This is a genomic window from Campylobacter concisus (assembly GCF_050447485.1).
GTDB lineage: Bacteria > Campylobacterota > Campylobacteria > Campylobacterales > Campylobacteraceae > Campylobacter_A > Campylobacter_A concisus_BQ.
In genome coordinates, this window is the sequence record NZ_JALMFY010000001.1 from 1,591,031 (window position 1) to 1,604,382 (window position 13,352).

Sequence of the window (13,352 nt, forward strand, 5' to 3'; positions counted from 1 at the left end):
AAATTTTAAAATTTTCCTTTATCTATTGACTAGCTTTAAATTTATAGGCTAAAAACATTTGAGAAATTTGCTGGAATTTTGCGCATTAATGGCGTTATACGTGCAGTTTGTAAGAAAAGATGTGCTTAACAAAAGATGCGGCAAATGTGAGAATATTAATAACTAGCAAGTGGGTAAATTTGTATTTTTTAGCAAATTTACTCAGTAAAAACACATAAATTTACACAAAATAGCCAAATTTAGCTCGCCGTAAAATCACACTAAACGGCTAAATTTCTTTAGCGATCTTGCTCATTTTGTTTATCAGCTCTTCGCGTTCGCTTGATTTTAGGTTGCCGTATTGAAGCTTTGTCATCATCTGCATGAAGTCAAATTGCTTAAACATCTGCGCGTCGCTCTTTAGCTCTTTTTCAAGCTTCTCGTAGATCTTTTCCGTCTCTTTGTTGGCTTTTTCTAAATTTTGCAAAAAGCTTCCAGTTGCGCTTGCATCAAGGTCGTTTTTTGCCGCCTTGTCGATGGCATTTTTTAAATTTGATAAATTTTCAGAAATTTTCATCTGCACTTCCTTTTGGATTTTAAAATTTAGAGCAAATTTTATTCCTAAATTTCATCCCACCACTTTTTGCTAGGTGGATTTTGTGCGGTGAAAACCTCTCCGATCATCGGTGTGGCGTAGTTTAGCTCAAGTTTTGTCGCTGCCTTTTCAAAACGCTTGATCGGCTCATCCCAAGCGTGATAAGAAAGATCAAATTTGCCCCAATGCACCGGCACGCCAAGCTTAGCTCTAAGATCTTTTAGCGCTTGCGCTGACTCCTCTGGCTTCATATGCACGTAGGGCCAGCCATCGCTGTAAGCACCATTTTCTATAAATACTAGATCAAATCTGCCAAATTTCTCATTTATCATCTTAAAATGCTCGCCGTATCCGCCATCTCCGCTAAAATAAAAACTAAAGCTAGCCTCCTCTACCGCCCAGCCGCCCCAAAGCGTGCCGTTTCTTTTAAATGTGCGCCCGCTAAAGTGCCTTGAAGGGCAAAAAGTGAAGTTTAAATTTCCTATTTTTTGATCACCAAACCAGTCAAATTCGTAAATTTTATCTTCATCTACGCCCCATTTTACGAGGTGGGCCTTGACGCCAAGTGGTACTAGAAATTTGGCTATTCTATCCTTTAGCTCAAGGATCGTTTTATAGTCAAGATGGTCGTAGTGATCGTGCGAGATGAGGGCGATGTCGATCACCTTTGGGTAGTCGCTGGCGGTTATGGCATGCTCGTAGGCAAAGGGCTTGCCGCCAACTGGCAGCGGAAATGCTCGGTGCAAAACTGGGTCCGTGATGATGGTTTTGCCATCAAGCTTGCAGATGAGGCTAACGTGCCCAAGCCAGATAAACTCGCCGTTTTTGAGGGCATTTGCGTTAAATTTTAAATTTGGCAAAGGGCGCTTTGGCAGCTTGCCCTTTGGTGGAAAGAGCGCTTGGATAGCGAAATTTAGCATAGATGCTTGCGAACTTTTCTTTACTAGATCGATCGTTGGCTCTAAATTTACAAAAACTTTGCCGTTAAAATTTGGCGATGCTTCCATGAGTTTTTGACTCTTAACATCTGGTCTGCCGCCAAAAACAGGGGCAAATTTCATAAAAGCAAAAACTGAAGCGATAAATAAAACTATGACTATAAAAATTTCCATCAATAACCTTTTTGAATTTAAAGGTTGGATTATATTTTATATTTTTAAATTTCAGTTTCATTTAATTAACCCAAGCTTAAAAAACTAATTTTTAAATTTAAACTTAATTAAGATAATTTTACTCTTTTTACTAATTATCCGTTATGAAATATTAATCTTTTTTGATTAATCACACGATAATAACGCCATTTAATAGCATATCTTAAACTAATATAAAATAAAAATTTAATTTCAAAAATACAAAATTTGTCAGATAGCTGACGGAATTTAATCGCCAGAAGTTATAGAATTGTTTCAAAAATTTCAGGAAGGAGCGTTTGAGATGTTAAATAAAAATTTAACTATCTCTATTCATGTGATTAACAATCACTCTATTAGTGAGCAGGGCGGTCTTGCCTTGTTTTTTAGGAGGAATTTATGAAAAAACATAAATTTGTGATTGCCGATTCTAAACGCTGCATAGGATGTGCGACCTGTATGGCTGCATGTTTTAAAAGTGCTTATGAACGCGGCAAACTATCACGTGCAAGGCTAAGCGTCTTAAGAGAAGCTAGCGGTGTTATGCCGACTCAGTGCAGACAATGCGACGATGGCCCTTGCGCAAATGTATGCCCAACTGGAGCGTTGCGATTTAATGATAATTGCATCGAGCTTCACGAGGAAATTTGTATAGGTTGCAAGATGTGCACGATCGCTTGCCCTTATGGTGCGATAAGCTCAAGTGCAGAGCTTATGCCTTCAGTAAATTACGCTGTCGAGCCAAAATACTATCTTGAAGTAGAGTCACAATCAGGCGCAAAAAACATCGCAGTAAAATGTGATATGTGCTTTGGCCGTGAAAATGGACCAGCTTGCGTTGATGTATGCCCAACAAGCGCTCTTATAATGGTAGATCCAGAAGAGGGCAAACATAAGCTTGGCAAGAGGATAGACTACGATGCAGCGAATAAATTTGCTACTAAAATTTTAAACGGACAAGGAGCATAAGATGACTACGGTTTATATGCTATTTCTTGTAAGTGCCGTCGTTAGTATCTTGCTCTACTGCGCTCCAAAAGCCGCTGTTAAAGTTGGTTTTGGACTAAGTGCTATAAGCTGCTTTTATGCGATGTGTCACTTCGTTGCAAATATGGGAGTAAGTGATAGCTTTACTCTTATGGATGGCTTTTTGTATTCGCCAAAATTTGCGCTAAATCCACTTGGAAATTTCTTCAGCTTTGTCGTTGTTTTCATCGGATTTGCAAGTAGTGTTTATGGTATGAGCTATGCAGAAGAGTACATAAAAAAAGCAAATGTTGGTGTGTTTGCATGTTTGTTTAACACATTTATCCTTTCAATGCTTCTAGTAATCAGCGCTGATAATGTATTTTGCTTTGTTGTTTTATGGGAGCTTATGACTCTTGTATCATCATTTCTTATCATCGTCAATGACGGTAAAAATACACTTAAAGCGGTTATGGTATATCTTGGTATCGCACAAATCGGTGCATTTTGTATAACCTGTGGCTTGCTTATCACAGCTTACTATGCAGGAAGCTTTGAATTTAGCGCATTTATGGGTGTTAAGATGCCATTTGGCGCTTCTGCTGCTGTATTTATACTATTCTTGGTTGGCTTTGGTAGTAAGGCTGGTATGTGGCCATTCCACGTTTGGCTTCCGCAAGCTCACCCAGCAGCACCATCAAACGTTTCAGCCCTTATGTCAGGCGTTATGATTAAAGTTGCTCTATTTACACTAGTTAAATTTACACTTTACCTACCACTTAGCACATATTTTGGTCTTACAATACTCGCTCTTGGTGCAGCTAGCTCACTATTTGGTGTTTTATACGCTCTTTGCCAACACGACTTCAAAGCCTTGCTTGCTTATCACTCAGTTGAGAACATAGGCATCATCTTACTAGGTCTTGGTACTGGTATTTACGGCGTTGCAGCTGGAAATTTAACACTTGCAGCAGTAGGTTTTCTAGCAGGTTGCTACCACGTAGTTAACCACGCTATATTTAAAGGTCTGCTTTTCCTTTGCGCTGGTTCGGTCATCCACGCTACTCATACACAAAATATGGACATCCTTGGTGGCCTTGCTAAAAAGATGCCATGGACAAGCCTTGGTATGTTTATAGGTATCATGGGTATCGCAGCTTTACCTCCAGTAAATGGCTTTGTTTCAGAGTGGTTTACATATCAAGGTATGCTTCAAGGCGCGATGGGAGAAGGAACATTAGTTAGATACGCATTTACACTTGGTGTTGTAGCTCTTGCGCTAACAGGCGTTTTGGTTGGTATGCACCTTAAACTTTACGCTGTTATCTTTGCAGGTACTCCAAGAGATCAAAAAATTTGGGAAAATGCTAAAGAGAGTCCAATAGGCATGGTTCTTGGTATGATCATCCTAATGATAGGCTGCGTTGGCTTTGGTCTTGGCGCAAACTACATAGTTGATTACATCATGCAAGCTGTAAATTCTATCGCTATAAGCGACTATAAAGCTAGCCTTGGTGCTATAAATGTAACTTCACCTATGGGTAGCATGATCTCAACTCCACTTATCGCTTTAGTCCTATGTGCAACTATGATTTTGCCATTTATCATCCTTGCTGTTATGAAAGCAAACAGAGATAAACCACGCGAAACTGATCCTTGGGCTTGTGGCTTTAAATATAGCTCACGTATGCAAATGACAGGTGGTCCATTCACTGGCGACCTTAGAAAAATTATGCAATGGCTATTTAGAGCTGATAAAAAAGTAGTTACTAGAAATTATTTTGACGCGGTTGAGTATCACAACCATCCAAAAGATATTTGGTGGGGAATGTTTTATGAGCCAGTCATTAAATGGTGTGTGAAATTTGCTGATAAGCTAGGTATCGTTCAAAGTGGTTATACAAATGTATATGCACTTTATATCTTGCTATATCTTTGTGTCATACTTGCTGTGGGCTACTTTTTAGTTTAGGAGACGAAAATGCAAACTATACTTTTAATGATATTTCAAGTAGTCGTTATCGTTTTGGTAGCTCCTTTGTTTGATGGTATGGCAAGAAAACTTAGAGCTAAACTTCAATCAAAACAAGGTAGCGATTTCTTTCAAACATATCGCGACATTATAAAGCTTTTTAGAAGAGGAAGAACCGTCCCTGAGTGCTCACACTGGGTATTTAGATGGGCTCCATTTTTCCTTTTTGCAACTTCAGCTGCAGTGCTAGCTGCTATACCTATCACTTATAGCAAAGATACTGTATTTGGAGCTTACTCAGATATATTTGTTATCCTCTATCTTGGTGCGCTACTTAGATTTGTATTTGGTGCAGCTTCAATGGATAGCGGCAACCCATTTGCAGCGACAGGTGGCGGCAGAGAGCAAATGCTTGGTGTTTATGTTGAGCCAGTTATGATTATGTGCTTAATCGTAGTTATGCTTGCAGCTAAAACATCAAATTTAGTTGAGATCCAAGAGATGGTAAGAACTGGCGTTATCGGATATCAAATTCCAAGTTTTGCCGTTGCTTCTATCGCATTTTTGTGGTGTATGTATGTTGAGACTGGTAGAAAGCCATTTGACTTAGCTGAAGCAGAACAAGAGCTTCAAGAGGGTGTTCTTGGTGAGTACGCTGGTAGCGACCTTGGCTTAGTTCAAGCATCACTTATATTAAAACAGTTTGCTATGATTGGACTTTTCCTAAGCATATTTGAGCCATGGAATTTTAGCAATCCTTTCTTAGCTATTATCGTTTTTGTGATAAAAACTGGAGTATTTTACGTCGCAGCTGTATTTATAGACAACTTTGGACCACGCTTTAAAATGACTTCATCTTTACGCAAAAATGCTCTTGGTGCACTTGCTATTTCGTTTGTTGCACTAACACTTTATGTAGTAGGAGCGTGAGATGCAAACACTAGATATATTAGCCATTTGCATGATCGTAACTTCGCTTGCGGTTTTTGGTCTTAGAAGCTTGAAACTCTCAATCATCGCTTATGCGATAGAGACACTACTTTTAGTTAGTATATTTTTCTTGCTATCTGAGAAATTTAACGCTGAGCAGCTAAAAACTTGGGCGATCGTTGCGTTTTTTACCAAAGTTCTTTTCGTGCCAGGAATTTTGTTCTGGCTTATCAAAAAACTTGGCGTAGTTAGCGAAGATGAGCCAGTTGGTGGATTTTTTGTAAGTCCTGTTATTGCTATGGGATTTTCTCTAGCTCTTTCAATGAGTATCCACCCTATATTTTTAAAATTCTCTCTTATCAAAGAAGAGATTATGTTAATCGCTGCTGGAACAGTATTTATGATGGGAATTTTTGGCTTTATGCTAAGAAACTCATTTATAAAACAAATTCTAGCTTACTGCTTGTTTGAAAACGGTATCCACCTAAGCCTTGCTCTAATGGCTTACAACTCACATGAGCTAGTTGAGCTTGGAATTTTAACAGATGCGATATTTGCTGTTATAATTATGAGCGTTCTAGCGATTAGATTTTATAAAGCTTATGATAGCTTAGATACTTCTAAAGCTTCAAATTTAAGGGGTTAGAGATGGATAGTTTAGCTTTAATACTTATCTTACCGCTCCTTGGTGCTTTGATCTTGTTTTTAAGTCCTAAAAACTATGCAGTACTTAGCGGACTTCATGTCTTGTTTTCTGCTGCGACATCAGTGGCTTTACTTAACAATGTTCTTAAAGTTTTAAGTGGCGGAACTTTTTATAGTTTTGATAAATTTTTATTCTTAGATAGCTTAGGCTGTGTTTTCTTGGTGCTTATCGCCGTAACTGGATTTATAGTAAATTTCTACTCTATCCATTACATGAGATGGGAACTTGAAGATGGACACATCCACTTAAGTGATCTTAAAAAATACTACGCACTAAGCCATGTATTTATCTTTACAATGACTTTAAGCGTTATTTGCAACAACGTTGCGTTTATGTGGGCAGCTATCGAGGCTACAACACTAGCTTCTGTATTTTTGGTTGCTATACACAAAGATCAAAAATCAACAGAGAGTGGTTATAAATACATCGTTCTTTGTTCAATCGGTCTAGCATTTGCTCTTTATGCAACTGTTCTTCTATACTCAGCTACATATAGCACACTAGGAGACGGCGAGGCTTCTATGCAGTTTTCAAGCATAATGGCTAACGCTAAAAATTTAAATCCAGATGCAGCAAAACTTATCTTTGTGTTTGCGCTAATTGGTTTTGGTACAAAAGCTGGTCTAGCTCCAACTCACACTTGGTTGCCAGACGTTCACGCTGAAGGTCCAGCACCTATCTCAGCATTGCTATCAGGTGTACTTTTAAAATGTGCGATGCTTGCACTTTTAAGATACTACGCTATTGCAGCTCAAGCAGTTGGATTTAGCTTTGTTGAAGGCGTAATGATCGTTTCAGGAACTATCACTCTATTTGTAGCGGGATTTTTCCTAATCAGACAACACAACGTAAAAAGAATGTTTGCATATCACTCAATAGTTCACATGGGTGTTATCGCATTTGCACTTGGTGTTGGTGGTAAATTTGGTCTATTTGCAGCGATATTCCACTGCTTAGCTCACAGCTTCACAAAAGCTTTGGCTTTCTGCTCAACAGGTAACATAGCAAGAATTTACGGCCACAAAGATATGAGTAAGATGGGCGGCATGGTTAAGATCGCACCTATTACAACTATTATGTTTGGTGCAGCTGTATGCTCACTAGTTGGTGTTCCAGCATTTGCTATATTTGTTAGCGAATATAACGTCTTTGTTGGAGCTATCACAAGTGGTCAATACATCGCAGTTGCGCTATTTGCTATTGCACTTGCAGTTATTTTCATAGCTGACTTTGCGCACTTTAACATGGCAAGCTTTGGCGAGCCAAAAGGTGTGGTTGTTCATAATAAAGAGATGAGTTTATTTGAAAATTTACCTCTTATAGCACTCTGTGCCCTTATCATGATCTTTGGCGTATGGCACGTAGATAGCTTTTATACGCTAGTAAATAACGGTGTTAATATAATGATGGGAGCTTTAAAATGAGAGGCGATAAATTTGTTGAAATCCTAAAAACAAAGGTAAAAATTTTAGAAGTAACTCGTCAAGCAGACGATCAGATCACAGTTTTAGTTGATAGAAACGATCTTCCACTAGCTGTTAAAACACTTTATTATGATATCGGTGGCTTTATAAGCACTATGATACCAAACGACGAGCGCCAGATAAATGGCTGCTATGCGCTTTACTATGCTATCTCAATGGAAGGTGGCAAGATGACTGAGGCGGACGACTTTGCAGCTGAAGATAAGTGCTTTATCACAGTTAAAACTCTTATCCCAGGAAGCGATCCGACATTTCCATCAGTTACTCCGCTCGTACCAGCTTGTGTTTGGTATGAAAGAGAAGCTTATGATATGTTTGGTCTAGTAGCTGAGGGTCTGCCTGATAAAAGACGTCTAGTTTTAAGTGATGACTGGCCAGACGGACTTCACCCACTTAGAAAAGATGCTATGGACTACCGCTACCGCCCTGATCCGGTTGATCACAGAGATGAGCCTGATGCGGAGTTTTTATTCCCAACAGGTGATGCAGTAGTTGATGTGCCACTTGGACCACTACACGTTACATCTGATGAGCCAGGTCACTTTAGACTTTTCTGTGATGGCGACGAGATCATCGACGCTGACTACCGCTTATTCTATCAACACCGCGGTATGGAGAAGCTAGCTGAAAACAGAATGAACTATGATCAAATGGGATATCTTGCAGAGCGCGTTTGCGGAATTTGCGGTTATGCTCACGCTATCGCTTGTATCGAAGCAGCAGAAAAAGCTATAAAGCTTGAAATCCCACTAAGAGCTCAAGCTATACGCGTCATCTGTCTTGAGATCGAGCGTCTTCACAGCCACCTTTTAAATATCGGTCTAGCTTGTGAGGTCACTGGTAACTACAACGCATTCATGCATATCTTTAGGGTGCGTGAATACTCTATGGAGCTAGCTCAACTTGTAACTGGCGGACGTAAAACATACGGCAACGTCGTTATGGGCGGCTTAAGACGTGATATGACAAACCATGAGATCAAAAAAGGCTTAGAGATCATCAACAAACTTGACATTCAAATTTCAGAAATTTGGGATGCAGTTTTGGAAGATAAACGCCAAATCGGACGCTGGAAAGGTGTAGGTATCTTGGACCGCCAAATAGCACGTGACTTTAGCCCAGTTGGTCCAAATATGAGAGGCTCTGGCTTTAAACGTGATAACCGCTATGATCACCCATACGACTTCTTCAAACAGATAGAATTTGAAGTAGCAGTTGAGCATGGTTGCGACGTTTTTGCTCGTGAGATGGTTAGATATAAAGAGCTAAAAAGCTCTATCCACATCATCCGCCAATGCTTTGAGATGATGCCTCAAACTCCGATCATGATCGATCCTGTGACTATGATCAAACCTGAGAATTTCGCACTTGGTCACGATGAAGCACCACGTGGTGAGAACGTTCACTGGATCATGCAAGGTAGCGCTCAAAAAGTATATCGCTGGAGATGTAGGGCTGCGACATATAACAACTGGCCAAGCCTAAGGTATCAATTTAGAGGAAACAACATAAGTGACGCTGCGCTTATCGTTTGCTCACTTGACCCTTGCTACTCATGCACCGAGCGTGTTACTTTGGTTGATGTAAGGACTAAAAAAAGTAAAATTTTAACAGAAAAAGACCTTAAAAAATTCTGTCAAGATGGCGGGGTTAGTAAGAAGGATTTAAGATGATGAAGTTATTTGACATCACAGAAAAATATGGAAAGGCGACATATGCCTATCCATTTGAGCCATATATTGTGCCTGAGAATTTCCGCGGTCAGCCAGACTATACGTACGATCTTTGCATAGGTTGTGCAGCTTGCGGTATCGCTTGTCCTAGTAACGCAATAGAGCTTAAGATGAACGATGAGCAAACAAGACTTGTTTGGCAGTTTGACTGTGGTCGTTGCATATTCTGCGGACGCTGCGATGAGGTTTGCCCAACTGGAGCTGTAAGACTTAGCGATAGCTTTGAGCTTGCGGTTAAATTTGACAAGAGTGCTCTTATACAAAGAGGCGAGCTTGAGATGCAAACTTGCAAATGCTGCGGCAAGCCATTTACGCCAAAAAGGCTTATAAATTTCACTCTTGAAAAGCTTGGCACAGCAAATTTACTCCCAGGCAGACTTGAAGAGGCAAAAGAGTACCTTTTTATCTGCCCAGAGTGCAAGAAAAATCAATCTGCTGAGAGGCTAACAAAAGGCGTTGAGGAGGCTATAAAATGAGTCTATATCAAGTCCCAGAGGACATAAAAACAGCAAATGACCTAACTGCAAAGTTAGAGCATTTAAAAAATATCAAAAGAAGCTTTAGCGTTTATAGGATCGACTGCGGAAGCTGCAACGGTTGTGAGATCGAAATTTTCGCTGCTATCACTCCGATGTGGGATCCAGAGCGCTTTGGTTTTAAGCTTGTGGCAAACCCAAGACACGCTGATATCTTGCTTTGCTCAGGACCAGTCACAAGACAGATGTATTACCCACTTCTTCGTGCTTATGAGGCAGCTCCAGATCCTAAGATCGTAGTTGCTTTTGGCGCTTGTGGTAGCACAGGTGGAATTTTCCACGATGCTTACAGCGTTTGGGGTGGTATAGATAAGATAATCCCAGTTGATGTCTATATCCCAGGATGCCCTCCACACCCAGCAAGTGTTATTTATGGTCTTGGCATGGCTCTTGGCATCATCGATCAAAAATTGCACAAAAAAAGCTATGAAAATGACAGCACTACGCCTCCACCAGTTGAGAAGTCAGTAATGGGCGATATCTTGTTTGAACGCGACTTGCAGGCTGAGAGTAAAAGGCTAATGAGCTATATCTTTGGTAGGACATTATTTGAAAAATATATGGACGCTATCAAAGCCTCAAGAGATATCCACAACCCAGAGCTTGCACGTGAAGCGGTTATAGCAGCTATCAAAAAAGAAGATGACCCTAGATATGCTGAGTGTATGGCACTTTTGCATAACGACATCTATCTAAAATACGCAAAAGCTGGTAAAAATTTTGCGATCGATGTTGATAGCGAGGTTTGGAGTAAAAGATGATACAAGTTTATAAGCTTACAAAAAGGCATATGGACGACAACGAGAAGCTTCCACGCGAGCTAAAGGAGATAAAAATTTTCTCCACTTGCGTGGGACACGGCGTTGGTACGATTGATTTTAGCGAGAAGATCTTAGAGCTAAGCGATGAGGAATTTGACGAGATGATCAAAAACTCAGGCGAATATGTGAAATTTAAGATCGGAAATTTAAGCAAGTATTTTGAAGTTGAAATTTTTGCTGAGCATATCGCTAGACTCTTGCCACAGCTTTGTGAGTGTAAGCTTAAAGAAATTTTGGCAAATTTAAAAGAGGGATATATCGTGCTTAGGAAGGACTTTTGATGAAAAAGGCCATCCTTTGCATCGGTAATCCTATGCGTGGCGATGATGATGTGGGCAATGAAGTCGGTCGCATCGTAGAGCAGGAGCTAAAAGAGTGGAAGGTCTTTTTTGGGCAAGATGTGCCTGAGAATGAATTTTCAGCTATTAGAGATTTTGCACCTGACATTTTGATAGTAGTTGATGCGATGAGCGGCTTTGATGAGGATAAGATAGAGTTTTTTGACCTAAGTGACGATAGAGACTATATCTACTCAACCCACAACCTCCCAACGCCAGTACTTTTAAGCTATTTGCGTAAAATTTGTCCAAAGACGCTTTTTCTTGGCATTAGTGTCTTGCTTGAAAATGTCCTTGATTTTGAGGAGGGGCTAAGCGAGCAGGCTAAAAAAAGTGCCAGAAAAGCTTTTTTAAGAATTGTAGAGATTGATAAAAATTTAGTTGGTTAAATTTAGTAAGAGCTAAATTTAATCTGGGGTTTGCTAAAGATAAATTTGATCATTTTGGATTTGAAATTTAGTGTAAAACTAATTTTTAAACATTAAATTTTGACGCTAAAATGTCTATCTTTGGCACTACTTCTTTGCTTTATATTTGTTATAGATCAAAGAAGGTCAAATAAAAAGGAGACGTGATGTTAAATCCGGCAGAAACCGCTCAAGCGGTGTCAAGTTCTATGGAGCATAAAGCTCATACGCCACTTGTAAGCATTATATTCCTTGCTATTATGGCTGGAGCTGCTATTGCAATGGGTGATATTTTTTGGGCTCACTCAACAGTTGGTATGGCTGAAAAACAGTCTATCGGTCTTTCAAACTTCATCGGTGGTATCACATTTAGTTGCGGCCTCATGATGGTTGTATTTTATGGTGGTCACCTATTTACTAGCTCTGTTTTAAGTGGTGTTAGTGCGTATGATGGCAAATTGCCACTTGGCAAAACCATAAGCTACTGGGTAATTGTTTGGATATTTAACTTCGTTGGTGGCGCATTGATCGCTTATATGTACTACTACTCAGGCTTGCCATTAAAATACGACGGCTACATCTTGCAACACTTTGTACCAGCAGCTATTGGCAAGATCACAGCACCATTTCATGAGCTATTTCTTCGTGGTATCTTTTGTAACGTCTTTGTTTGTATGTCTATCTGGACTGCGACAAGCGAGAGCAACCTATCTGGTAAATTCTTTGCCATTATGTGGATGATCGGCGCATTCGTTGCTTGCTCAATGGAACACTGCGTTGCAAATATGTTCATCATCACTGAAGCTATCATCTCTAAAGCTCACTACATAGCAGCAAGCGGTGGCGATATCAACGCTGCAGCAGCTTTACTTCACACTACAGCTGATAAGCTAGATGTCATCAACTGGACAAATTTCTTAAGCAAAAACTTGCTTCCAGTTACACTTGGCAACATCTGCGGTGGTCTTTTCTTTGTTGGTCTTGTTGGCTTCATGGCTAATAAATTTGATATGAAGAAAAAAGCTTAAAACTAACTTTTAGTCTTTGCTTTTATGGCAAAGGCTAAATTTTAAATTTCTCTCTTTCTTACCTTAAAAGTTTCAAAAAAATCTCTTATTTTTTATCTAAAAAATGTCACACTCATCTTAAATTTATCGTTTTAACTCCCCCTTATTTGAAAATTTGTGACATTTTGGAGTTTAAAACATCCTGGCTAATAAATTTAGAGCAATAATAAAGCTAAAATTTAATATAATCCCACGAAAAAAGGAGAGCTTATGAAAATTTTTAATGCATTTTTTACTGGCATTATATTTGTTCTTGCTCCTATTTTTACGCTATTTGTTGGAATTTACAACAACTACTTTTCATTTTATGGCATAAATGAGTATTTCAATGTGATTTTTGTGGATAACGTGCCTTTTTTGTGGCTTTTACCTGTATTTTTTATATTTGGATATTGTTTCTTTTACGCGCCATTTAGGAAAATTTTTAGAGCCTTTTATCTGCTCTTGCTCGTGCTTTGCGCACTTAGTTGGTATCCTGATTTTGGACGAAGCTTGGGCGAGGCTTATTTTATGAGTAAGCCACTTGAGATGGATCTATCTTCAAATTTACAAAACGAGCAAAAAACAAGCGGCAAAGTCCTTTATGACGGACGAAGAGAAATTTATTTTCTAAGAAGTGACAATGATAAAGTCGTTAAAATTTCAAAGTAAAGTTTTACCTTTATTTAGTTACAATGGCATAAAAATT

Annotated in this window: 14 protein-coding genes; 12 read left to right on the forward strand and 2 right to left on the reverse strand. The window is 39.3% G+C overall.

All coding sequences use genetic code 11. The features are described from left to right. Nucleotides 1–268: 268 nt before the first annotated feature. Nucleotides 269–556: a hypothetical protein gene (locus MTT29_RS08030; RefSeq protein ID WP_087581727.1), complete on the reverse strand. Its 288-nt coding sequence runs from the start codon at nt 554–556 to the stop codon at nt 269–271. Between the two features lie 44 nt (nt 557–600). Continuing rightward, complete coding sequence (locus tag MTT29_RS08035) at nt 601–1,686, reverse strand: MBL fold metallo-hydrolase (RefSeq protein ID WP_429800296.1); 1,086 nt, start codon at nt 1,684–1,686, stop codon at nt 601–603. A 417-nt stretch (nt 1,687–2,103) separates the two neighbouring features. Between MTT29_RS08035 and MTT29_RS08040 the strand changes: the two genes are divergently transcribed. From MTT29_RS08040 to MTT29_RS08095, 12 genes are all read left to right on the forward strand, one after another. Continuing rightward, nucleotides 2,104–2,673, forward strand: coding sequence for a 4Fe-4S dicluster domain-containing protein (locus tag MTT29_RS08040; protein ID WP_009294859.1), 570 nt, complete (start codon nt 2,104–2,106; stop codon nt 2,671–2,673). Between the two features lies 1 nt (nt 2,674). Next, complete coding sequence (locus MTT29_RS08045; protein ID WP_429800297.1) at nt 2,675–4,642, forward strand: proton-conducting transporter membrane subunit; 1,968 nt, start codon at nt 2,675–2,677, stop codon at nt 4,640–4,642. Nucleotides 4,643–4,651: 9 nt separating this feature from the next. Next, on the forward strand, nt 4,652–5,572 hold the full coding sequence (locus MTT29_RS08050) for a respiratory chain complex I subunit 1 family protein (RefSeq protein WP_002939300.1): 921 nt from the start codon (nt 4,652–4,654) through the stop codon (nt 5,570–5,572). Nucleotide 5,573: 1 nt separating this feature from the next. Beyond that, the gene (gene hyfE, locus MTT29_RS08055; protein WP_012001181.1) at nt 5,574–6,218 is read left to right on the forward strand and encodes a hydrogenase 4 membrane subunit; all 645 of its coding nucleotides are present in this window, start codon (nt 5,574–5,576) and stop codon (nt 6,216–6,218) included. Nucleotides 6,219–6,220: 2 nt separating this feature from the next. Continuing rightward, the gene (locus MTT29_RS08060) at nt 6,221–7,702 is read left to right on the forward strand and encodes a hydrogenase 4 subunit F (protein ID WP_103606718.1); all 1,482 of its coding nucleotides are present in this window, start codon (nt 6,221–6,223) and stop codon (nt 7,700–7,702) included. Then, a complete protein-coding gene (locus tag MTT29_RS08065; RefSeq protein WP_429800298.1) occupies nt 7,699–9,435 on the forward strand; it encodes an NADH-quinone oxidoreductase subunit C in 1,737 nt (578 codons plus the stop codon). The genes MTT29_RS08060 and MTT29_RS08065 overlap by 4 nt, the downstream gene beginning before the upstream one ends. Then, the gene (locus MTT29_RS08070) at nt 9,432–9,971 is read left to right on the forward strand and encodes a formate hydrogenlyase complex iron-sulfur subunit (protein WP_002939210.1); all 540 of its coding nucleotides are present in this window, start codon (nt 9,432–9,434) and stop codon (nt 9,969–9,971) included. Before MTT29_RS08065 ends, MTT29_RS08070 begins: the two co-directional genes overlap by 4 nt. Then, on the forward strand, nt 9,968–10,792 hold the full coding sequence (locus tag MTT29_RS08075; protein ID WP_429800299.1) for an NADH-quinone oxidoreductase subunit B family protein: 825 nt from the start codon (nt 9,968–9,970) through the stop codon (nt 10,790–10,792). Before MTT29_RS08070 ends, MTT29_RS08075 begins: the two co-directional genes overlap by 4 nt. After that, nucleotides 10,789–11,133 carry a formate hydrogenlyase maturation HycH family protein gene (locus tag MTT29_RS08080; protein WP_002939326.1) on the forward strand — a complete coding sequence of 115 codons (345 nt, stop codon included), beginning with the start codon at nt 10,789–10,791 and terminating at the stop codon, nt 11,131–11,133. Before MTT29_RS08075 ends, MTT29_RS08080 begins: the two co-directional genes overlap by 4 nt. After that, complete coding sequence (locus MTT29_RS08085; protein WP_002939334.1) at nt 11,133–11,579, forward strand: hydrogenase 3 maturation endopeptidase HyCI; 447 nt, start codon at nt 11,133–11,135, stop codon at nt 11,577–11,579. The genes MTT29_RS08080 and MTT29_RS08085 overlap by 1 nt, the downstream gene beginning before the upstream one ends. A gap of 185 nt (nt 11,580–11,764) precedes the next feature. After that, nucleotides 11,765–12,625 (forward strand): formate/nitrite transporter family protein, encoded by an 861-nt coding sequence (locus tag MTT29_RS08090; protein ID WP_103567768.1) that lies wholly within the window; start codon nt 11,765–11,767, stop codon nt 12,623–12,625. Nucleotides 12,626–12,874: 249 nt separating this feature from the next. Beyond that, nucleotides 12,875–13,315: a hypothetical protein gene (locus MTT29_RS08095; RefSeq protein ID WP_021092865.1), complete on the forward strand. Its 441-nt coding sequence runs from the start codon at nt 12,875–12,877 to the stop codon at nt 13,313–13,315. The last annotated feature ends 37 nt before the right edge of the window (nt 13,316–13,352 follow it).

What these genes read in the sequence shown, in the direction of transcription:
- MTT29_RS08030 (WP_087581727.1), bottom strand. Translation starts at nt 556, where the DNA reads ATGAAAATTTCTGAAAATTTATCAAATTTAAAAAATGCCATCGACAAG.
- MTT29_RS08035 (WP_429800296.1), bottom strand. Translation starts at nt 1,686, where the DNA reads ATGGAAATTTTTATAGTCATAGTTTTATTTATCGCTTCAGTTTTTGCT.
- MTT29_RS08040 (WP_009294859.1), top strand. Translation starts at nt 2,104, where the DNA reads ATGAAAAAACATAAATTTGTGATTGCCGATTCTAAACGCTGCATAGGA.
- MTT29_RS08045 (WP_429800297.1), top strand. Translation starts at nt 2,675, where the DNA reads ATGACTACGGTTTATATGCTATTTCTTGTAAGTGCCGTCGTTAGTATC.
- MTT29_RS08050 (WP_002939300.1), top strand. Translation starts at nt 4,652, where the DNA reads ATGCAAACTATACTTTTAATGATATTTCAAGTAGTCGTTATCGTTTTG.
- hyfE (WP_012001181.1), top strand. Translation starts at nt 5,574, where the DNA reads ATGCAAACACTAGATATATTAGCCATTTGCATGATCGTAACTTCGCTT.
- MTT29_RS08060 (WP_103606718.1), top strand. Translation starts at nt 6,221, where the DNA reads ATGGATAGTTTAGCTTTAATACTTATCTTACCGCTCCTTGGTGCTTTG.
- MTT29_RS08065 (WP_429800298.1), top strand. Translation starts at nt 7,699, where the DNA reads ATGAGAGGCGATAAATTTGTTGAAATCCTAAAAACAAAGGTAAAAATT.
- MTT29_RS08070 (WP_002939210.1), top strand. Translation starts at nt 9,432, where the DNA reads ATGATGAAGTTATTTGACATCACAGAAAAATATGGAAAGGCGACATAT.
- MTT29_RS08075 (WP_429800299.1), top strand. Translation starts at nt 9,968, where the DNA reads ATGAGTCTATATCAAGTCCCAGAGGACATAAAAACAGCAAATGACCTA.
- MTT29_RS08080 (WP_002939326.1), top strand. Translation starts at nt 10,789, where the DNA reads ATGATACAAGTTTATAAGCTTACAAAAAGGCATATGGACGACAACGAG.
- MTT29_RS08085 (WP_002939334.1), top strand. Translation starts at nt 11,133, where the DNA reads ATGAAAAAGGCCATCCTTTGCATCGGTAATCCTATGCGTGGCGATGAT.
- MTT29_RS08090 (WP_103567768.1), top strand. Translation starts at nt 11,765, where the DNA reads ATGTTAAATCCGGCAGAAACCGCTCAAGCGGTGTCAAGTTCTATGGAG.
- MTT29_RS08095 (WP_021092865.1), top strand. Translation starts at nt 12,875, where the DNA reads ATGAAAATTTTTAATGCATTTTTTACTGGCATTATATTTGTTCTTGCT.